Genomic DNA, 20958 nt, shown 5'->3' with positions numbered 1-20958 from the left:
ATTTTAATAACTACCATCCATAATTTTGAACCATTTTGGGATTTCTACGCAACTCCGCGCGGCTGATCGGCCAAAAGTAATCCCGCTCTGTAAAACTCGGGGAATAGAATACCATCTGTCTGTAGTAAAGGTTGGGGTTTTGCTGATTAACATCATTGCCCACGACCTCCTTGCTCAATTCCTCCGTCCCATCTTTCCAACGGCGTAGATCCCAAAAACGCTTACCTTCAAATGCGAGTTCGATCGTCCGCTCATCCTTTATGATTTTCCGCAAACCATCCTTTGTCGCGGGGCGGCTTGGGTAGATTGAGTACTCCTGCCAAGCTGCTTCTACCCCTTTTAGCCCTGCTCTGGCACGTACTTTATCAATATAAGATATTGCTTCCGCCGTTGGGCCGTTCACCTCGTTAAGTGCTTCGGCATAAAGCAGGTAAAGGTCTGCCAAGCGGATCACTGGAGCAATGAAGGATACAATACTCATTGAATTGGAAGCCCCAAAGGTATTTTCATAGTTCACATACTTTTTAACACCGTATCCCGTGACGTTATAGTAAGTACCATTGTTTATCCCCACATTTCCCCCTAGTCGATAAAAGGTACTGAAGGCCCCTGCTTCTGTCGCATTACTCCGCATAAAATAACGTCCGCCATCGAAAGAGATATTGCCATAGAAACGTGGCTCACGGTCCAAATGTAGGCGAATAGTCTGGTTGTTGAGGGCCACATCATATTGGTATTTGGGATCGGTCACGTTGACCACCTCAAAACGTTGGCTATAAGGATAACTTTTGTCCTCGTCTATGGGTACTCCATTGGCGCTATAGTATTTAGCGATCATATTCTGACTAGCCGAAAGAAAGGAACGAATACTTGCATTCGACTGTGTATTGGCATCCCATCCGCGTGGCATATAGGATAGCTGAACGTCGTTGCTGATCAGATTATTGGAGTAAAACCAGAGTCCTTCCGTATTATCTTTATTTTGGCTAAAAGCCAATCTCGAGCTCAGCTGTGCGATAGCCTCAGGACGGGTGATGTTAACTCCGGGAGGCGCTTGCCAGACAAATAGCGACTTCCCTCCCTGCTCAGCTGCTTCAATAGCCTCCCGGCATGCATTGGCGGCACTGATCCATTTCTCCGCCGAATAAGTGGTATTAAAGAGCTGCTTGCCGTTCTGATTTTTGATCGTCGCCACCAACGATTGGTTACCATTGAACAGCGGACTTGCAGCGTACACCAGTACTTCTGCTTTGATTGCCTTAGCGGCTATCCGGTTCACACGTCCCATTTCGGCATTTACATCAACCACATTGGGGTCAAGAAACTCCATGGCACCATCAATCGTTTTGATAATATAGGTAAACACCTCATCGACCGGCTGCCGCTCAACGGCATAGTTTTCCAAATCCGACCCTACCGGGATAAATTTGTCCATGATAGGAATAGGTCCATAACGTTTCAACAATTCATAATGGTAAAAAGCTTTGAGAAATGTTGCCTCTGCTTTCCATTTATCACGTTCTTCGATAGGCATATCCGGTACCTGACCGATACTATCTATAAAGATATTGCAATCCGAGATACCGCGCCAGAGACTGGATGTGCCATCCCATTCGTTGAGCAAAGGGCTATCCGCATTCTGTGCGCCACGGAGAATGTTTTTACCAGCAGACGCGATCTGTTCATTTGTCCATATCTCTCCGGCACCCATGATTGCGGGGTTAGCATTGTAACCACTAAAATTGGGCATGGCATTATAACATGTGGCCAGATAGCGTTCGGCCATTACCCTACTTGCAAAAGCATGTTCGAGTATCGGCACATTATCCGGTACAACATCCACATATTTGCTGCAGGATGCGCTGGCAATGACCAATAACACACCAATTAAATATTTTGTAATTTCTCTTTTCATAATTAAAAGCTTGCATTAATACCAAGGTTAAACACCCGTTGTAGCGGATAGCCCAATCCATTACCACCGAGCTCAGGATCCCACATTTTGAAACTACTGAACTTCAGTAAGTTGGTTGCGCTAGCGTAGACTCTAAACCGCTGAAATTTATAGCGTTTGGCGACTGCCGGATTTAATTCAAATCCCAGTTCGACCTGTTTGAGACGAAAAACATTACCATTACGCATCCAAAATGTACTTGTCTGCGTATTATTCGCCATCGGCGTACTACTCAATCGTGGCCATAGGGCATATGGATTTTGGTTACCTTCTGACCAATAGCTGTCTGCCCACACCTGTAGCACGGCATTCGGCGCCGTTACACTGCCAAATGGAGCAGATCCGGCATAAGTCGGATTGATAAACAGGGAGGTCTGCGCCATGCCTGCAAAAAAGAAAGAAAAATCAAGTCGTTTATAGCCCGTACTCAAGCCAAAACCATAATTGATCTCGGGTGTTGTCGGCAAACCAATAGGCACCATGTCATTGGAATTAATGACACCATCTTTATTGATATCCAAATATTTTATGTCCCCGCCCAGTACCTGCTCAGAAAACGTTTGTGCCGGACTGTTGCGTACTTCATCATCATCAATAAACAACCTTTCGGCAACATATCCTCTTTGCTGTGTGGCACTTAGACCAATCCTACTTAAGTAAGGGTATTCGTATTGCGGTTCTTCGTAATTAACGTATTTACCAGTCGCGTAAGTAAAAGTACCCCGGGCCTGAAACCATAGGTCGGAATTTACAGATTTTGAATAGTTCATTTCGGCATCAACACCCCGTGAACTATACTTGCCAACATTGGCCAGGATATTCGCCGAATAACCTGCCGTAGATGGAATAGATGCTCTGGTCTGCACGATATTCGAGCGCTTTTGGTTGAAATAGTCTACAGTCAATTTAAATGCGCTTTTAAAAAGTCCCAGCTCAAGACCAAGATTGGACTGTCTGGAAATCTCCCAGGTGATGTCGTTGTTCTGGTATTGTCTGATATCGATGCCATTGATCGTTCGGCGGGTTTCTCCGGGCATCCCCCATGTATAGGACTGATTCCCCGAATTGAGCTCTACATCCGAAAGATAAAAGAAGCGGGAACTGGTCGCAGAAATCACGTCATTCCCCACCAGACCGTGTGTAGCCCTCAATTTAAGGAGTGAAACAACATCCCTATAGGGTTCCATAAAGCTTTCATTCTGTACATTCCAGGCAAGGCCCGCTGATGGGAAAAATCCCCAGCGATGTTTATCTGCAAACCGTTCTGAGCCGTTATATCCAAAGTTAAATTCTGCGGAATACCGTTTATCAAACGAATAGGTAAACCGTCCCGAATAGGAAACATTGCGGTAAGGCAATGTATTCAGTAAAGATGGGGTACGGGTATCAGGCTCCACACGGTCCTGGATTGCTGTTAAAAACATTCCACTAAGCGCGTGTTTGCCAAATGTGCGGTCATAAAGGATCTGGTTTTCCAGGCGAAAGATAGCAGCGTTGGTGCGATCTGCGGGGCTATAATCCAGATATTCTGTTCCTTGTTCGGGATTAAGTGGATTATAATAGGGCGAATTACTCGCGTCATACCCCATAAACTCATAATAGAAAGGTTTGTACTGTCTATTTTCGGCGAAATAAGAATTACGTGTCACGTTGAGCATGCCACGATAACGGAGTCCCTCAGTCAGGAAATCCAACTTTTGGTTCAATTCAACAGAAAGGACAATATTGCTGCGCTTGTAGTTTTGGTACCCCTTTACCACCTCGGCATAGGAGTTTAGATAACGTCCATCCTCTGCATTTCCAAACATGGGGTGCCGGATATAGGATTGTTCTATTCCAGGTCTGTATACGGGTTGAAAAAGAACCGGGTTTGAACGCAGGGCATATCTGAATGCATCAGCTCCCCCCACAATCGGACCACTGTAATCCTGAAGATTGGCCAATGCTCTTACCGCAAGAGTGGTCGACTTGGTCACATTGATATTGATGTTGCTCCGAAGGTTATACACCTTGAAATCAACATTGTTATTGAAATTATTCAGGGGATCCACTTTGATCAAGCCAAAGTCCCTGGTCATATTCCCACTGATATTATACTGCGCAATCTGACTTCCTCCGGTAATAGTCAGGTTATAGTTCTGGGTATTGGTTTTTTCTTTGATCAACATACCGAGCCAATCGACAGCGGGATAGGCATAGGGATCATCTCCAATTTCTGTACGGGCAATTTTTTCGGGAGAATATAGGTTTCGACGTTCTGTCAGCGGGTCGCGGGTCATATAGGCCTCATTCTGCATTTTCATCCAGGTGACCGGATTTGCGATCTTCACCTTTTCTGTGGGTGCCGACAGGCGTTGATCCACGCGAAAATTAAGACGTGCAGGGCCCTCTTTCCCCATTTTGGTCGTCACGAGCAATACACCATTCGCTCCCCGTGAACCGTATACTGCCGCTGCTGCGGCATCCTTCAGCACCGAAAAACTTTCAATATCATCCACAGGGATCCTGGCGAGGTCGTTTGAGGTGACCTCCATATTATCAACCAAGATCAGCGGCGAATTATTGACACCGAAGCTCCCGACACCGCGGATAAAGAAGTCTGCATTGTCGAGTCCCGGTTCACCACTGCGTTGGAAGGAAATCATCCCCGCAACCCTCCCCTGTAAGGCCGTGGTAAGATTGCTACTTCCGGTACGCAACTCGCGCGGAGATACGGTAGTGACCGCACCGACCACACTCTCCCGCAAGGTTTTTTGACCAAATGCCGTCACGACAACTTCATCCACATAAGCCGAAGACTGCTCCAGAATAATGTCGATTTTAGTCCGTCCAGCGATTGGAGCCTCTTCAGTACGATAACCCACCATTTTGAATACCAGTACCTCCGTGGCAGGTACCTTGAGAATATAATTACCGTTGAGGTCCGTGGTCGTGCCTACACTAGGTTTGCTTTTGAGATGGATGGTTACACCGGGCAATATGGTACCGAGGGAGTCCTTGACCGTACCTGTCACTTGCACTTCACGCTGGATCGTGCTGCTTACCATACCCGGTGAGGGGTTCTTTTTCGTAGGCTTCGGTACGATGACAACCGTCCCTTCGTACATTTGATAATCTAAAGGCTGGTTTTGCAATAATTGTTTTAAAGCAAGTTCCAACGGTACTTTTGTCAAATTGATATTGACATTGGAAGCCTTCCTTAAGGTAGCTTCTTTATAAATAAAGCGATAACCTGTCTGCGCTTTAATTGCTCCCAAGGCATTTTCCATCGTTGAATTGTTCAATTTAAGGCTAACTTTCTGGGCCAGACCTTTTGAAGCTGCACTCAACGTCCCCATAATTACGAGAAATACAGTAAGTTTCATGGTTAGTAGTGTTTTGAACAGCATATGGCTACGCCATCTGACAAATAGATTTTGCCATATATACTTAAATTCCATACATTTGATTAGATAAGGTTTTACTTGTAATTGTGTTAGTACTATAGTTCGTTTAGAACCTTATATACTGACTGGGGGTATTCCCGTACCTCCAGTTTTTTTAAGATTCTTTGGTATTGCATGTTGATTACTTTATCATCGACCTCCTTTTTGATTTTATCACTAATGTTCTATTGTTGATCTGGATATCCAGACCGGTTACCCCTTCCAGTACCGCACATACCGCCTGGATAGATTCGGTTCGTTTGATTCCTCCTTGATATTTTTCTTCACTGACCGCATGTTTATATTCGACATCAATATCATACCAACGGGCAACCTCGTTCATGATACTCTTGAGGTCTTTTCCGTCAAAATAGAAATAACCTTCCTTCCAGGCGAGGGCTTCTTCTGTATCCGCTTTTACCACAGTGATCTGTCTATTGTTGATCAATGTTGCGTTTCCTTGACCGATCAATACCGACTCGTCCGCGACACTTACTTTTATCTTCCCTTCGGTCAGTATGGTCTTGATCTGACCTTGTTTGAGGTGCGTATTGATATTAAAAGCTGTACCCACCGCCTCAACAGTAGATTCGCCCACTTTTACGCGAAATGGCTTCGAAGGATCCTTTGCGACCTCAAAAAAGGCTTCGCCATTAATCGCTACGCGTCGTTCACTGCCCGTAAATACGGAGGGATATTCTATTTCAGAATCGGCGTTTAACCAGACAACTGTTCCATCATTTAACTGAACACGATAGGTCCCACCAACTGGTACACTAAGTTTATGGATGTGTACCTCGTCTTTGCTTGTCGTTGCATAATCCAATTGATTATCGGTTATTTTCATCAGATTTCCACCTTCGCGGATTGTCGTACTGTCGTTCCCGCCTAAGCGTATCGTCTCGCCATTTGACAAGGTCAACACGGCCTGCTGTTTTCCCGGAAGTACATTTTTATTTATTTGCGCAACTAGGGGTGCTTTTTCAACTCCGGAAAAATACGAGACCGCCCAGACTCCAAGACAGAGGGCCGCGACAATAGAGGCTGCCACCAACCATCTTCCTTTTTTTTGTCGCTTACGATATAAGTGAGCCTTGGCTAAGGTAGATTCCCACTTGAGCTGAATATCATTGTTCATATGCGCATTCAGCAGTTCGCGAATTTCGTCCTGTTTGACCTCTTTATTCTCCAACCAGATCTTTATCCGTGGATACGATACCTGAAATTGCTGCAACTCCAACAGTTCCTCAGCAGTGATAGTTCCACTGAGGTACCGTTCCATTAATTGAGCTATCCTTAAATAATTTGATTCCATAATTTAAATATATGAGGTCATGTATCCGTTATAGGCACAGGAAAAAGACGCCATCTATTAACAAGACGCGCGAGCAGGAAGAAAGGATGACAAGAAAATTAAAAAAATTAAAACAATAAGATTTTGATGGAACGCAACACCGGAAACAATACTTTTTTAATTGTTGCCATAGCCCTGCGTTTTTGGGTTTTGACCGTATTGATCGAAATTCCGTAGCTTTCAGCGACCTCCAGATTCGATTTCTCTTCTATGTAAGCCATTTTGAAAATATTCTGACTGGCCTCGGGGAGATTACGGATTGAAGCATAGAGCTGGTTAATGGCTTCGGCATAAATGATATTTTCCAATAAATCTTCATCGGATATTTCAGTAGCCGGATTGACCTGACGATAATTATGGATTACCTTTACTTTTCGGAGATGACTTAGCGAAGCATTCTTGACCATCGCATAAATATAGGATTTGGCAGCTTGGCTATCTTTTGGAAGGACAGTATCCTTGTCCAGCAATTTAACAAACACATCCTGTACAATATCCTCCCCAGTCTCGTTACCCCCAACCAAACGGCACGAAAGTTCTACGAGCCCGTAATAATTCTGCTCAAATAGTGCTTTTATATTATTTTCCATTAGGTTCGACGGCATGAAACTGAACTGGTTAAAATCGATTACTTCCGGCGGTTAATATAGTAATTTAAAACTATATTCATACTATTTTAACAGGAAAGGCTTCGCAATTTTTCAGTCTGTAATACGAATAGAATTGATCCCTGTAAAACAGTAAGCAAGGATCAATTCATTTCCAGGATCAAATATTGTCGATCATCATACTGGTTGGCTCGGCGATCTGCCGGGATCCCGATCGTCCATGCTGGCAAGCAAAAAAGCGCCAAATTCATGCAGGCGCTATGAAATGTTGGGCGCCCCTAAATCAAAGCTCGCTTTATGCGCTTTCTGTTGCCGATAAAAATGCAGCATTAAACCCTCTGATTGCAATAAGATTAAGAATAGCGGCTTCATCACGTTTTAAGGTGCGCACCGTAATTGTACATAGTTTATCCTGCAAGTCTGCCGAAATATATTTTAGATCAGCAATATGCCGACTGAGATAGGTTATTAGATCGGCACGTTTGGCCAACACTTGGGCCGAAACAGCAAAGGTTAATAAGTAATATTTCATTTTTCCCTGTATATTTTGTCCATGACGAAATTCATAGCTCCACACCGATTGTCCCGATCAGCTTAGGCTGTATCTCGTTATTTAGCGTAACAAATATAAAAATTTTTGACCATTAAACAACAATAGTCAAAAGTAAAGAATAAAAAAATGATAGTGCTCCAGTGCTCCAACAGACCAAATGAATATTAATAATTTATTAATATTCGTAAAACGCAGAGGTATAATTGCCTATCTATATTTGGTCTTTGCTTAATTATCATGGCTAATTATGAATTTACAGCGCTTACAGATCAGGAACTGCTCGATTTGGTCCAATCGCAAGACAACAAAGCTGCTTTTTCCGAACTCTATAACCGCTATTGGGAACCTTTGATCAATCTCGCCGGGAAAAGGATGCTCTCCCTTGCTATGGCAGAGGAAATCGTTCAGGATGTTTTTGTCAATTTTTATTTACGGCGGAAGGAAATCCAACTCAGCCATTCCCTTTCGGCTTACTTAAAAACAGCGATTAAATTTCAGGTCTTTAAAACCTATCGGGCGCAAAAGATCCAGGATAAATATATCGAAACAGTAGCCTACAGCGGGTATACCGCTCCTATTCAGCCCGACAATATCCTCGAGGCGAAACAAATCCATGCCGAGATTTTTCAGATCACCGAAAAAATGCCAGCCACCTGCAAAGAGGTTTTTCTATTGAGTCGTTTCGAAAAACGTTCAAATCAGGATATTGCCGACCAATTGAACATTTCTGTGGCTATGGTCCGTAAGCACATTACGAAATCCATGAATATCATGCGCAGCGAAATCAAAGAACATCAAATGGATATTTTCTATCTGGTGCTGCTGTTGTATATGCACAAAAATTAAGTAAAATCATTTTTTTTGAAATTCCTGTTCCCGCTTTTGAATACTTAGGGTACTAGTTAGTATAAAGCAAAGGAAATGGACGATCAAAATCAACAGATACTCGATATACTCGCTAAGTACGAAGCAGGAACAATAACCGAAGAGGAGCTGCTGCTGCTTGAAGATTGGTACGCTTCATTTGAAGCTAATCCAGATCTCATCAATAGTTTAAGCTCCGAAGAGCGTGCGGTCAGAAAAAAACAACTGGAGGAAAAGATCTTCGACCAGATTGATCTGGAGACAGCCCCCGTAGCAGAAATGTCCAAAAAGCGATTTTTCCTGAATCCGGGTAATAGGCTATGGCAAGCTGCCGCATCCTTAGTTCTCCTTTCTGCAGTCTCATTTTACATCTTCCAGAAGCAGGCTGACAAGCTGCCCAGCAGTGCAGAAAAGCAGAGCAGCACCATCAATCCCGGAACGGATCAAGCCACTTTAACACTCGGTAATGGTGAAAAGATCCTGTTGGATGACTCCAAAAACGGAGAGCTCAGCGCCGAAGGTAACATTCATATCAACAAACTGAAACCGGGCAATCTAGTTTATACAGCCAGCAAAAAGGTCAGCAAGGTGCATTCCAATACACTTTCTACCCCGCGGGGTGGCAGATACCAGCTGACCTTAGCTGACGGTACCCACGTCTGGTTGAATGCACAATCTTCGATCACCTACCCCTCAGCCTTCCAGGGTTCTTCCCGAGAAGTGACGATCACGGGCGAAGTGTACTTTGAGGTGGCGCACAACGCTGCCATGCCTTTCCGCGTGAAGTCTGAAAATCAACTGATCGAAGTGCTAGGCACACACTTTAACGTCAATACCTACAACGCCAAATCTAGTGCCAAAACAACCCTCTTAAGCGGCTCCATCGCCCTGACCAATAGCCATCAGCGCATTATTCTCAAGCCTGGTGAACAAGGCATTGTAGCCGCACATTCGATGTCCGTAAAAAATGTAGATCCCGCTGAAGTAATCGCCTGGAAAGAGGGCTATTTTGACTTTACGGATGCTGATATCGGCAGCGTTATCGACGAACTGGGGCGTTGGTATAATGTGGACATCCACTATAATGGTACCGCAACAAATGAAACCTTTACGGGAAGAATACCGCGGTCCTGGCCTTTTGAAAAAGTATTGAATCTATTAAAAACGTTTAAAAGCATTCAGGTAGGGATGCAAGGAAGGAGGCTTATTGTAGAAACAAAATAACACACAACCTAATGTCTAATTCCAAAAAAAGCCAATAGTGGTCGTAACACTACTGGCCTATAGCCGGAATAGGCAAATGAATTTCTCGATCCGATTTAACACATATTTCAGCTTAACAAATGTATAAAAAAAATACAAAAATACTATTGAAAATGAAGTTAACCACCTTCATGACGCTTTTTGGCATGCTACAGATTAGCTTTGGGGCGATAGGACAAAACATCAGTCTCTCCGAGAAGAAAAGCTCTCTGGCCAAAGTATTCAAAAAAATAAGTACGCAGACAGGTTATGGATTTTTAGTAGAAGGCAGCCTTCTTAAAATGTCCAGACCGGTCACGATAGAAACCCGCAACACTGATATAAATAGTGTATTGGCAGAAATTTTCAAAAACCAACCGCTGACCTTTGTACTGAAGGACCAATCCGTGATCGTTTCGGCAAAGAAAACAGCCGTTATCCCCGTTTCACTATCCCGGAGCACAGACAAAATCGGAACGCAACAACAGGGAAATATCAGCGGAAGGATCACAAACGAAAATGGTGAAGCGCTCGCAGATGCGAGTATCACTGTGCTCCAAACTAGCCAGTCTTTAAAAAGTAAAGCCGATGGAAGCTATACGTTGAATATCCCCGCCGGAACCTATACGATTGAAGTCAGCTACATTTCCCATCAGACAAAAAGGATCACCGACATCGTTGTCCATGCCGGGAAGCAGACCAACCTAAGCGTCGTTTTAAAGAATGTGATCAAAAGCTTGGAGCAGGTCGTTGTCACGGGAAGTTATAAACAGGAAAGTATTGCTTCCTTATATACCAAACAAAAAAATGCAGCGACGATCTCCAACGGAATCAGTCGCGAGCAAATAGCCGTTTTGCCGGACAAAAACGTTGGTGAGACCTTAAAACGCATCTCTGGTGTCAGTACCAATGACAACCGTCGTGTCGTTATCCGGGGTATTGCCGAACGGTATAACCTGGCCATGATGGATGGAGCCACCCTCCCGAGTACCGACGTGCAGGTACGGGACTTCGAATTTGATATTGTACCGAGCAACCTGATCGACAATGTCGTTATCCACAAGACTTCATCGCCAGATCTGAGCTTTGGTTTTGGTGGTGGACTGGTCCAGATCAATACCCTGGCCATTCCAGTCAAAAACTTCACTTCCTTTTCGGTGGGAAGCAAGTATATCAATGGGTCAACGGGCAAAGATTTTCTGGGCTACGGCCGTGGCAGCTGGGACTACCTGGCATTTGACGATGGCACGCGGGGCAATTTCCCAAGGGATTTAACCGTGTTCAACGGCATCAATTATGATCCCGCCAACCCTTATAAACCGGTGCCTGAAGGCGTGACGCCTTTTACACCCGAAATGATCGCTGCACAGAACAAACGCATCGGCGGATTAGAACGTTTGGGTACGCGAAAATATACCGCCCTACCCGGGCAAAACTATCAGTTCAGCCTGGGGCGGAGTTACAATACAATGAAAGGTATCTTTGGATTTGTAGGCTCGCTCAGCTATCGAAATGAACAGTCTATTGATAACATCTCCAATTTTGAACGCGGCAATTGGCAGAAAGTCGAGGGGACAACCTACGATATCAGCACTGGAAAAGAAATCCATCCGACGACCTCCATGCAGTACAACTTTAATTCGAGCTTAAGCGGATTGATCAACCTGGGCTGGAACAGCAAAAATCACAAAATAACCTCCCGCAACTTTTATTCCCGCATGTTCAACAACCAGTTTTCAGTGATCCAGGGCTGGGGAAATGATATTGGTCACGATTCGAGACCTGCCATCCGGGAGTATGACCGCCCCAAATTTATCAATATGCTCCAGAATAGGTTGGACGGAGAACATCGCTTCGGCAATTTTAAGCTCGAATGGAATGTAGCCCGCAATCGCCTGAACAACCTGGAGAAAGATGCCACCGAAGCCTGGATCGCCCCGATCGGCACTCTGAATGACACCATTTACAATGTCGTCCCTTCGCACTATGCCAATGCCGGAGACGGGACGTTTACACGTTCCGAATACCATTATACGGAGACCAATAAAATTGCCGAGGGCGCATTGAGCTACCAGACGAATTGGTTCGGTCAAAAGCAAACCCTGAAAGCCGGCTATCAGTTTATGGATCGGCATGGACTTTTCGAATGGGTCTCCCTGCCGATCGTTTCGGTCGGAGCCAATACCTTCACCCCTGTAAATACCTGGTCTAAATACCTGGAGTTCCAGGATCCTTTGCATGGGATGTTTTATTATCCAGCCGCGTTCTCCGTCAGTGCCTATGAAGGGAAAAATATCAACCAGGCTGTCTATGGAATGCTAGACAACAGGTTCAATTCCTGGATTCGACTGACCTGGGGATTACGTGCCGAATACTTCAAGTATAAAAGTTTGCAAAACGGCGATAATGACCTGCAAATGGATGCACGCACCATTGCCATGCAGAAACAACGCTTTGTCGATCCAGCGACCGGAAAATTGGTGGGCATGACGGCAGATCCCGAAACCGAAGAGAAAACCTGGCGCTATCTTCCATCGGCGAGCCTGACATTGACGCCATTACAGGATTTCAATATCCGGATGGCCTATTCGCAGTCGGTGGTCCGTCCTGCATTGATTGAAAACTCCAGAATGGTGCGTCAGGATCCGGCACTGGGCGGAGCTTACCGTCGAAATGAAGGCGTCCTATCTACTGTAATTAACCACTATGATATGCGTTTGGAATGGTATCCTTCCATTGCAGAAGTCATTTCAATTGGATTTTTCTATAAATATTTCCAAAACCCGATCGAGTTGTACCAACAGATGATGGATTCCTCACACCGCATCTATGTAACCACCAATAACTCGGAATGGGCCAAAATAAAGGGACTGGAATTTGATATCCGCAAAAACTTAGGATTTATGCTACCGGGCTCCCTACTTGAAAATTTTAATTTCAGCGGAAACGTCACGCTTCAAAACTCAGAAGTACAATCGGCCGAATTCCGGTCCAAGGGCATCGGCACCGATAAATATGGAAATACCTTTGAATACCGGGAAAAACAATTCCTGAAAAGTAAGCGTCCGCTCTATGGACAGATACCTGTAGTCTATAATGCGGCATTACAATATGCCGGAGACCGCTTAGGTGCTAACGTGGCCTTCAACCATATGGGATACAAAACCTTTATGACTGCCATGAGCGAAGACCTGATCGAATACGAGCGCCCCCGGAATCAGCTAGATGCACAGCTGAGCTACAAATTATTGAAAAACAAGAATCTGGACCTCAAACTGAACCTGAGCAATCTGTTGAACAGTCCATTCCGTTTTTATGTGAACAGACCCGAAACGTTCAAAGTGCAAGATCGATGGAAAGGCTTATCAAACTCCGAGTGGCCGACCCAAGAGTGGGATGAGATCTACGAATGGAAGTTTGGCTTTTCCCAAAAATATGAGGAAGGTTACTACGAGACCTCCGAGGATGGAACCAAAAAGACACGCGTAGGCGACAAAGAAACCTTCAACCGGAAAGTGGGCAGCTCCTTTAGCCTATCCATCGGATATACATTTTAAATCAACCGTTATGAAAACAAAAATAATCTTAACAGCCACGGCGATCTCCTTTTTTCTGCTCTTCACCCTCCTGTCATGCAACAAAGGCGGAGACGATCTGCTGTATCATTCCAATGTACATATGATCAATTTAAGCGGTTACAATAACAGCAATGAGGAACTTATTCTTCAATTGGATACATTTAGCGCGACAGTGACTCCGGCCTTTAGCAAAATCGCTTTTGGGGCGAACTATAATTTCAATGACCCTGGCAAGCAGCACTTAAAATTTACCATGAAGTCCAAAGCGACCGATAAAATTCTTTTGGAAAGGGAAATCAGGGCCAACGATACGGCGGTCACGACAAATCTCAATATTATCTACATGGACGGAAAAGTGGCAGATTTTCCAACGCTTCCGGCACCAGTGGAGGGCAAAGTGCAATTAATTTATATGCTCCAGTCCAATATTTTAAATTACAGTGAACCCGTGGATATTGTATTTGGGAAATACTATTTTACGCCCAAAGTGTTTGAAGAGGTCATCCGGATCAAAAACTTAAAACCCAATGAATTCTCCCAGCCCATTACTTTTGACCCATTTCCGTTAGGAATACAGGATTACAAAGGGGAAAAAACGTCGGTATTATTTCGGGCCTATATTTATAAAGCTGGGACAAACATCCCCTATACAGAAGGATCTCCATTTGAATTTAGCCTGCTGACCTCGGGTGCACCTGTACCCTCGCCCACAAAAGCCATTTCCAAGCTGTTTATCATCAACGAGGCTCCGCTTAATAATATTATACGGTTTAATAAGGTTTTAGAATTATAATTTATGAAAAATTTATTGACAAAGACATTTTTCCAACCTATTACGGTCCTGCTGATCAGCATTTCCTTCTTTTTCAGCGCCTGCAACAAAGACACTATTGAGGTAGAACGTGCGATGCATATTCTGATCAATGGTTATAATGGCGGTGAGCACCCTTTAGTGATCGCGATTGATACCACCGTTTTTGATCATAAAAATGGTGATTTTATCATCCAACCCCAGAGCAATATCCATTTTGCTACTGCTTATAGCTACAAAATACCCAAAAAGAGATTTGTTACTTTAACCGACACGGTGACAAAAAAAGTGGTCTATAGTGCTGAATTGCCCGAAAACACCATCAAAGTAAATTTCAATTACCTCTATTTTGATGGAAAGGTACAAGCAGTGGCCCCTCCCACTGCGGACCCCAATGTTAATAAATTAGGCTTTTACATTTATGATAAAAGCATAGATTTCCCGATTGATATTTCTTTACAAAAGGTCAATGCAACTTCGGGCGATGTCCGTAAAGAGTACATTGCAAAAAATGTGCTTCCCGGAAGATGGGTCTATGTCGATTATCTGCCACTCAAGGATTTTGACAAAGATGTCGATTTGAGAAGTGCTACAGTTCATTTCACAAAAGCTAATACAGATGAATGGGCTTTTGAAGGCGATGAAACAAAAAGCAAGCTCGGTGCTGAGGGATTCTTTTTCCCAAAATTGAACGATAAGGGGAAAGTTCAGCCCTATTTTATTGCGCCCCACGTGCCCAATCAAACATTCAGCCGACTTTTCTTCTATTTGGATTAACGGGATCCAAAGGTAATCATTGGCGATAACGCGCATCTAGGCTAGACGCGCGTTATCGCCAATTCTTTTTTAGCACTGACAAGGTATCGCCATCACTTCGTTCTTTGCTATTCAACTGGCCGAAATTTTCACAAATACCGTTGATTTCTTAGCTTGTCCCACCGATTAAAAGTGTAACTTAAGGCCTCGTTCGAATACCAATTAAAAAAATCATCGGACGACCTTTAACCATGAAGAAGGTTAAAAAACAGCTGTATAAAAAATGATTATAAAAATCTATCGGCCCGAGAGCCCCGTCTTGAATCGTTATATTGAATGCTTCTACATCCTGGAGAAGACCGCACACGAGAAGCCCGTTACCTATTTTACCTTTCCCAGTATCTACTGCATTGTCACCATCAGCGCGCAGACCAGCACCTTCGTCAGTCCCGACAAAATCATCACAACATATTGTCCCTCCGCCCCCATTGAGACCAACCTTGTCTGCGACTTTAATCAACCCGTCCTGATCAGCTACGATGGGAAAATAAATGAAATCACGACATACTTCAAGCCGCTGGGCTTAAATGCTTTTATCACGCATGACCTTCAGCATTACAACAGTGGAACATTCGCCGATTTTAATCCCCACGCCGATTATAAAGAGGCCATGTCCGCCATTCTCGCCATCGCCGATCATCAGGAGCGAATCAAAGCCCTGGAAGCCTATTGGATCTCAAAACTCCGCCCATTTGAAGATCTGCTGTTGGAGAATGTGCTCCGCGAAATGCTCGACACCGACAACCTCAATCAGTCCATGACGACATTGTCGCGTAAAATCGGGCGATCACGGACAACGATCAATAAGCATTTTGATCAGCATATCTGTAAAAGCCCATCACAATTCAAAAAAATAGTCCGGTTCCGGGCAGCCATTCAAAGCCAGCTAGACGATAAAAACAACAGAGGCCGATCCTATTATGTCGATTATTTTGATCAATCGCACATGATCCGGGATTTTAAAAAATTAACAGGCTTTACACCCAAAGTGTTCTTTTCCAAAATAGCAGCCCTTGAACGGGATGAGATCAAGTGGATTTTTATTTAAAGGGTTTACAAAAATACAATGACCGCGTTTTTTTTAATGGTAACATTGCTGCATAATTAATCGATGCAACAGTCCATGAAGTTTATTCTATTCATTATCCTTTGTCCGATGCTGGTTTTTGGACAGCAGGGCACATCGGCAAAACTCGCCCGTTATATGCAGGCACAGGTTGCCCTACATCATTTTAGTGGAACAGTCCTTGTGCAAAAAAACGGCACTGTTTTAATCAAGAAGGCCTATGGTCAGGCCGATTATGAATGGCATATCCCCAATACGGTAGACACAAAATTTCAGCTGGCCTCGGTCACAAAGCAATTTACCGCGACTGCGATCCTACAATTGGTCGATCGCGGCCAGTTATCCCTCGAGGATAAACTCAGCCGGTTTTTTCCAGATTATCCAAAGGCCGACAGTGTCAGCATCCATCAGCTACTGTCCCATTCCTCTGGTCTGGCCATGGGTTTCAAAGAAATCGCTTTATCCAGCATCAGCAGCGATTCAGCTTATGCAGCCATCAAAAAAATTCCTTATGAATTTTCACCCGGCAGCCAAAATGCATACAGCAACATCGGTTATTACCTGTTGGCAAAGATCATTCAAAAAGTTTCAGGTGAACCTTATGCTGTTTTCTTAAAGAAAAACATATTTGAAAAAGCAGGCATGAACAATACAGGTGTCAGCAACAATGATACGATTGTGTCCAAAAAGGCCAAGGTCTATTACCGCGGTGCGCAAGGCTTTATTCATAATCCTTATATCAACTGGCAGATCAACGTGGGCCATGACGGTGTTTACTCGACCGTCGAAGATCTAGCACGATGGGACAGCCTGCTTTACGGAACCACTATTTTATCTGCCGAGATGAAGAAAAAAATGTTCACGCCCCATAACGCCGAAAACTGGGGCTATGGCTTTATTATCAACCCCTTTTACAACCATGGACATCAACTGATTGCGCATGACGGTGGTTTTTTCGGTACCATCACTTCTTTTAACCGATTTACGGATGACAAGCTCTTTGTCACGGTCCTTTCCAACAATGAATCACTCTCCCATATGATCGCTTACGGGCTTTCGGCTATTGTATTTGGAAAAGAAGTCGAACTCCCGTACCGGCATCATCGTGCTCTGGTGGACTCCACCTTGTATAAGCACTATGTGGGCCAGTACGGTCAAGTTCAGATCCTCCATAGGGATGGCAAACTTTATTACAATGATACCGAAACAGAGCTTATCCCCGAGTCCAGTACAAAATTTTTCAGATCAGACGATAACGACAGGACAGTTGAATTTGTCCGGGACAAAGCAGGTGTCTTCAATTCGATTATTTTAACAAAAGCCGGTGTAAAGGAAATTCTGAGGAAATAGTCTGTTCTGTACAAGATACCTAGGCCCATTTTTCAGCACAGCTAATTTCCCGATTTTTGTAGTTTACCCTATTGTATCGGACGCGGCAGTGCGAAGACGGCCCTATCTACTCCTTTCCTTCCAGCAGCGCATTGACGCACCACATATAAGCCGCCTGGCCGTGGTAATCGCCGCTGTGGCGGGGACGATCATAATAATACTGTTTATCATTCTTTTTATTGGTACCTACGCAGATCTCCGACACCGCACCTTGATCGTCCACATAGTTGGCCAGCGCCAGCCAGGCACGACGGGCCACAGGACCATACTCTTTTGCACCGAGCCAACCCTGTTTTACACCCGAAATGATTGCATAGGCAAACATAGCCGACCCGGATGTTTCGGCCCAGCAGTCGGCCTCGTCGATCAGCTGATTCCACATACCACTTTCGCGCTGCTGTTGTTTTAGACTCTTCATCATCCTACGGTAGCCCTTCAATATACGGGGCCGGTCCGCATGATCCTCTGGGAGCATATGTAGCAACTCGGTCATGCCAGCTGCCATCCATCCGTTACCACGGCCCCAGTAATAAGGCACATCTGGCGCATGATAAAACAACCCGTTGGGGCGCTGTAATTTATCCAGATAAAGCACCATTTCTTTGGCTGCGCGATCGAGATATTTCGATTCGCCGGTCGCTTTAAACGCGGCAGTTTGTACGATTGTAATCATGTACATATCGTCAATCCAGAGTCGGGTCTGCCAGGAGTACCCTTTTTGTGCCCAGTCCTTCTCGGCCTGACTGGCATTGTCTGGCAATTCCCATTGCGTATCGGCGTAGGGCAAGCCAAGGTCCAGGTAGCTTTTATCTTTGGTCAGCTGATAAAGCCGCAACGGAAGACTCCCGAACATATTTAAGTCGACGTGATTTTTAATGGGCAGCAGCTGCGGCTCACTTGCCCTTAATTTGGAGAAGCGGCCTTTCATGGCCTGCATCAACTCCACATCACCGGTTAAGTGTGCATAGTTAATGGAACCCGTCCAATAAAACGTCTCCGGATAACTGATCCATTTCCCCGCATGCAGCATATGCTTGCCTGCCATGAAACGATGTGCAATGCGGTATCCCACTTCCTTGGGATCCGCAGCAGCCGGAAAATTTGCCAGATCGGCCTGTGCCATTAGAAAGTGAACAGGAAGCATCCATAAAAACAAAAGAATTTTCTTTATCATACCAAATCATTTTATGTTTTAAATTACTGTGTTTAAAAAAATCCTGAACCGATCTTCAAGAGAGCGGATCGGTTCAGGAGCATCGACAGGACTAGTCTGCTGTTGCTTCATCCGCAACGGCATCCTCCCATTTATCCCATACCGGAGTAGCGGGGTTATAACCGTCGTAGCCATAATTTTGCTTTAACTGGCCTTTAATGTTGGAGGTAATCGCCACATTTGGGATTGGCCAGTACATATTCTTTTTGTCCATGGTATACTTGATATCACTTAGACCAGTTGCATTGACATGAATGATGCCTTTGTTATATAAGCTATAATGCACGATACGCTGGTACCAGTAGCTTCCACCGGTAGCATCGGTACCACTCTGTTTGTCGAAATTGTCCAGATTGTATACATTTCCCCATTCATCAGGTTTACTACTGCGTGCCAGGCAGAGCGATACCCTTTTGAGCTCCACATTGCGCCATTCCTCCCAGTAGAGTTCGCGGGCCCTTTCGTTCATGATATCCCCAATGTTCACGGTCCCCTGATACAGTTCGGTACATTTTGCGCGCTGGCGCACGGCGTTTAGGTCGTCTTTGATCGTTCCATCGGCCGGGTTGATATAATATTTGGCTTCGGCGCGCAAGAGGTAAGCCTCGGCCAGGCGATACAGGTACCAGTCGGCAACACTGCCATTGGTGGCCCCGCGTGAACCGTCCGAACCACTGATATTGGCCTCACTAACGGGATCATCCAGGAAAAATTTATAGTGTGGCACATCGTACCAGCGGCGGATGGAGTCGCTACAAAGGAGCTTACCCGTTTCGGGATCTTTCAGCGTAACAGGTTTTCCAAAATCCTTTGAAGCCTTATTGTTTACCTTGTAATCTTCCATGCGCACCCAGTTTCCCACTTTGGCGCTGTGGCGCAGATCGCCTTCATCTTGCTTACCGTTTACAGCCCATACCCCCTTCGACTGGAAAGATGTTGGCCGGAAAGTCGCGATACCGCGGCCAAAAGCGCGCATGTAGTCATATTTTGCATTATAATCCCCACTGTTGCGTTTGATGTTCAACAAGGCCTGTTTACCATCCGTTGTCTGTATGCGGGTGTCGAACACAAAGGGATATAAGATCCGCATGGTCAGCATTTTCACAAAAGACTCCGCATCGGCACCCCGGTTGGGCATCCCCATGATCACCTCGCGGTTGGCCGGAATCAATTTGTTTTCAGGACGGTGCATATCCCAGATGACATTACGCGTGATGGGCCAGGTCTGCGCCTCGCCCCCATCGTTGAATGTTCCGAAGCTTTCGGTCATCAGCGCATATCCCGATTGATCAATCAGAATATCGGTCTGTTCCTTTGCTTTCTGATACTCCCCCAGGGCCAGGTAACATTTGGCCAGCAACATCCGGCAGGCCCCTTTGTTGATCATGCCGATCAGGTTCATATTTTTCTGGTCGGGCACCCATTGTACGGCAAATTCCATGTCTTTGGTAATCATCTGCAGAATGGCGTCACGTTTGGTGCTCCGATAATTTTGTTTGGGCACATCGATAATGGTCGTGACCAATGGGACATCGCCGTATTCAAAGACCAAGGCCATATACCGGAATGCACGGTGAAAATATGCCCGCCCTTTGTAGGCATTTTTATCCTGTTCGCTCAAGGTCTGCACCTGATCCACATATTTGATAATGGTATTGGCATAACTGATGCCTTTATAAGTTTCTTCCCACAGGTACCACATACTATTGGAGCGGTCGAGGTTCTGTAGGCTGGAGTTGTCGCTTGTCGGGGTGAGCATATTGGCCACATCCGCCATCATGCTGCGTTTGTCTGTATTGCTGGCCACCATCAGTTCGGAGAAGATGTACTCCGTACCGAGGGTCAGCATCTCATTATGATCTGTGGCCCAATACCCCTTGAGGTGGCGGTCACAGATAGCCATGGCCGACAGCAGGCCAGACTCGGTATTAAAGGTTTCATTGGGCAAATAGATAGACAGCGGATCGGGCTGTAGAAATTCTTTCGAACAGCTACTTATGGTCAATGCAGCAGCAAGTAGGATGACGATCCCCCTGTTACGGGATCTGGATTTATGTATTGTCAAGTTCATAGCGATCAAATTAA

14 protein-coding genes are annotated in these 20958 nt (G+C 45.0%); 7 read left to right on the top strand and 7 right to left on the bottom strand.

The features are described 5' to 3' along the window. Nucleotides 1-10 precede the first annotated feature (10 nt). From LC454_RS14155 to LC454_RS14135, 5 genes are all read right to left on the bottom strand, one after another. Nucleotides 11-1915: a RagB/SusD family nutrient uptake outer membrane protein gene (locus LC454_RS14155; protein WP_223583147.1), complete on the bottom strand. Its 1905-nt coding sequence runs from the start codon at nt 1913-1915 to the stop codon at nt 11-13. Between the two features lie 2 nt (nt 1916-1917). Then, nucleotides 1918-5319: a TonB-dependent receptor gene (locus LC454_RS14150; protein WP_223583146.1), complete on the bottom strand. Its 3402-nt coding sequence runs from the start codon at nt 5317-5319 to the stop codon at nt 1918-1920. A gap of 202 nt (nt 5320-5521) precedes the next feature. Continuing rightward, the gene (locus tag LC454_RS14145; protein ID WP_223583145.1) at nt 5522-6694 is read right to left on the bottom strand and encodes a FecR family protein; all 1173 of its coding nucleotides are present in this window, start codon (nt 6692-6694) and stop codon (nt 5522-5524) included. A gap of 107 nt (nt 6695-6801) precedes the next feature. Then, on the bottom strand, nt 6802-7323 hold the full coding sequence (locus LC454_RS14140; protein WP_223583144.1) for a sigma-70 family RNA polymerase sigma factor: 522 nt from the start codon (nt 7321-7323) through the stop codon (nt 6802-6804). A 313-nt stretch (nt 7324-7636) separates the two neighbouring features. Beyond that, entirely contained in the window at nt 7637-7873 is a 237-nt protein-coding gene (locus LC454_RS14135; protein ID WP_120257209.1) for a hypothetical protein, read from the bottom strand. A gap of 258 nt (nt 7874-8131) precedes the next feature. Between LC454_RS14135 and LC454_RS14130 the strand changes: the two genes are divergently transcribed. The 7 genes from LC454_RS14130 to LC454_RS14100 all read left to right on the top strand — a co-directional run bounded on the left by LC454_RS14130 (nt 8132) and on the right by LC454_RS14100 (nt 17621). Then, nucleotides 8132-8740 (top strand): RNA polymerase sigma factor, encoded by a 609-nt coding sequence (locus tag LC454_RS14130; protein ID WP_223583143.1) that lies wholly within the window; start codon nt 8132-8134, stop codon nt 8738-8740. A gap of 75 nt (nt 8741-8815) precedes the next feature. Continuing rightward, nucleotides 8816-9982, top strand: a complete 1167-nt coding sequence (locus LC454_RS14125) for a FecR family protein (protein WP_223583142.1) — start codon at nt 8816-8818, stop codon at nt 9980-9982. A gap of 152 nt (nt 9983-10134) precedes the next feature. After that, the gene (locus LC454_RS14120; RefSeq protein ID WP_223583141.1) at nt 10135-13557 is read left to right on the top strand and encodes a carboxypeptidase regulatory-like domain-containing protein; all 3423 of its coding nucleotides are present in this window, start codon (nt 10135-10137) and stop codon (nt 13555-13557) included. Between the two features lie 10 nt (nt 13558-13567). After that, nucleotides 13568-14371 carry a hypothetical protein gene (locus tag LC454_RS14115; RefSeq protein WP_223583140.1) on the top strand — a complete coding sequence of 268 codons (804 nt, stop codon included), beginning with the start codon at nt 13568-13570 and terminating at the stop codon, nt 14369-14371. Between the two features lie 3 nt (nt 14372-14374). Further along, nucleotides 14375-15166, top strand: coding sequence for a hypothetical protein (locus LC454_RS14110; protein ID WP_223583139.1), 792 nt, complete (start codon nt 14375-14377; stop codon nt 15164-15166). Between the two features lie 262 nt (nt 15167-15428). Further along, nucleotides 15429-16253, top strand: coding sequence for a helix-turn-helix domain-containing protein (locus LC454_RS14105; protein ID WP_223583138.1), 825 nt, complete (start codon nt 15429-15431; stop codon nt 16251-16253). A 75-nt stretch (nt 16254-16328) separates the two neighbouring features. Then, a complete protein-coding gene (locus LC454_RS14100; protein ID WP_223583137.1) occupies nt 16329-17621 on the top strand; it encodes a serine hydrolase domain-containing protein in 1293 nt (430 codons plus the stop codon). A 106-nt stretch (nt 17622-17727) separates the two neighbouring features. Here the strand turns inward: LC454_RS14100 and LC454_RS14095 are convergent, their stop codons facing one another. Further along, the gene (locus LC454_RS14095) at nt 17728-18834 is read right to left on the bottom strand and encodes a glycoside hydrolase family 105 protein (RefSeq protein ID WP_223583136.1); all 1107 of its coding nucleotides are present in this window, start codon (nt 18832-18834) and stop codon (nt 17728-17730) included. Nucleotides 18835-18925: 91 nt separating this feature from the next. After that, nucleotides 18926-20944, bottom strand: a complete 2019-nt coding sequence (locus tag LC454_RS14090) for a RagB/SusD family nutrient uptake outer membrane protein (protein ID WP_223583135.1) — start codon at nt 20942-20944, stop codon at nt 18926-18928. Between the last annotated feature and the right edge of the window lie 14 nt (nt 20945-20958).

The organism is Sphingobacterium sp. GVS05A (assembly GCF_019969845.1).
In the GTDB taxonomy this organism is placed as follows: domain Bacteria; phylum Bacteroidota; class Bacteroidia; order Sphingobacteriales; family Sphingobacteriaceae; genus Sphingobacterium.
Note: the sequence above shows the minus strand (reverse complement) of the source record. Positions and strands in the feature narration are given on the sequence as shown.

What these genes read in the sequence shown, in the direction of transcription:
- LC454_RS14125 (WP_223583142.1), top strand. Translation starts at nt 8,816, where the DNA reads ATGGACGATCAAAATCAACAGATACTCGATATACTCGCTAAGTACGAA.
- LC454_RS14155 (WP_223583147.1), bottom strand. Translation starts at nt 1,915, where the DNA reads ATGAAAAGAGAAATTACAAAATATTTAATTGGTGTGTTATTGGTCATT.
- LC454_RS14145 (WP_223583145.1), bottom strand. Translation starts at nt 6,694, where the DNA reads ATGGAATCAAATTATTTAAGGATAGCTCAATTAATGGAACGGTACCTC.
- LC454_RS14110 (WP_223583139.1), top strand. Translation starts at nt 14,375, where the DNA reads ATGAAAAATTTATTGACAAAGACATTTTTCCAACCTATTACGGTCCTG.
- LC454_RS14140 (WP_223583144.1), bottom strand. Translation starts at nt 7,323, where the DNA reads ATGGAAAATAATATAAAAGCACTATTTGAGCAGAATTATTACGGGCTC.
- LC454_RS14130 (WP_223583143.1), top strand. Translation starts at nt 8,132, where the DNA reads ATGGCTAATTATGAATTTACAGCGCTTACAGATCAGGAACTGCTCGAT.
- LC454_RS14115 (WP_223583140.1), top strand. Translation starts at nt 13,568, where the DNA reads ATGAAAACAAAAATAATCTTAACAGCCACGGCGATCTCCTTTTTTCTG.
- LC454_RS14150 (WP_223583146.1), bottom strand. Translation starts at nt 5,319, where the DNA reads ATGAAACTTACTGTATTTCTCGTAATTATGGGGACGTTGAGTGCAGCT.
- LC454_RS14090 (WP_223583135.1), bottom strand. Translation starts at nt 20,944, where the DNA reads ATGAACTTGACAATACATAAATCCAGATCCCGTAACAGGGGGATCGTC.
- LC454_RS14095 (WP_223583136.1), bottom strand. Translation starts at nt 18,834, where the DNA reads ATGATAAAGAAAATTCTTTTGTTTTTATGGATGCTTCCTGTTCACTTT.
- LC454_RS14120 (WP_223583141.1), top strand. Translation starts at nt 10,135, where the DNA reads ATGAAGTTAACCACCTTCATGACGCTTTTTGGCATGCTACAGATTAGC.
- LC454_RS14100 (WP_223583137.1), top strand. Translation starts at nt 16,329, where the DNA reads ATGAAGTTTATTCTATTCATTATCCTTTGTCCGATGCTGGTTTTTGGA.
- LC454_RS14105 (WP_223583138.1), top strand. Translation starts at nt 15,429, where the DNA reads ATGATTATAAAAATCTATCGGCCCGAGAGCCCCGTCTTGAATCGTTAT.
- LC454_RS14135 (WP_120257209.1), bottom strand. Translation starts at nt 7,873, where the DNA reads ATGAAATATTACTTATTAACCTTTGCTGTTTCGGCCCAAGTGTTGGCC.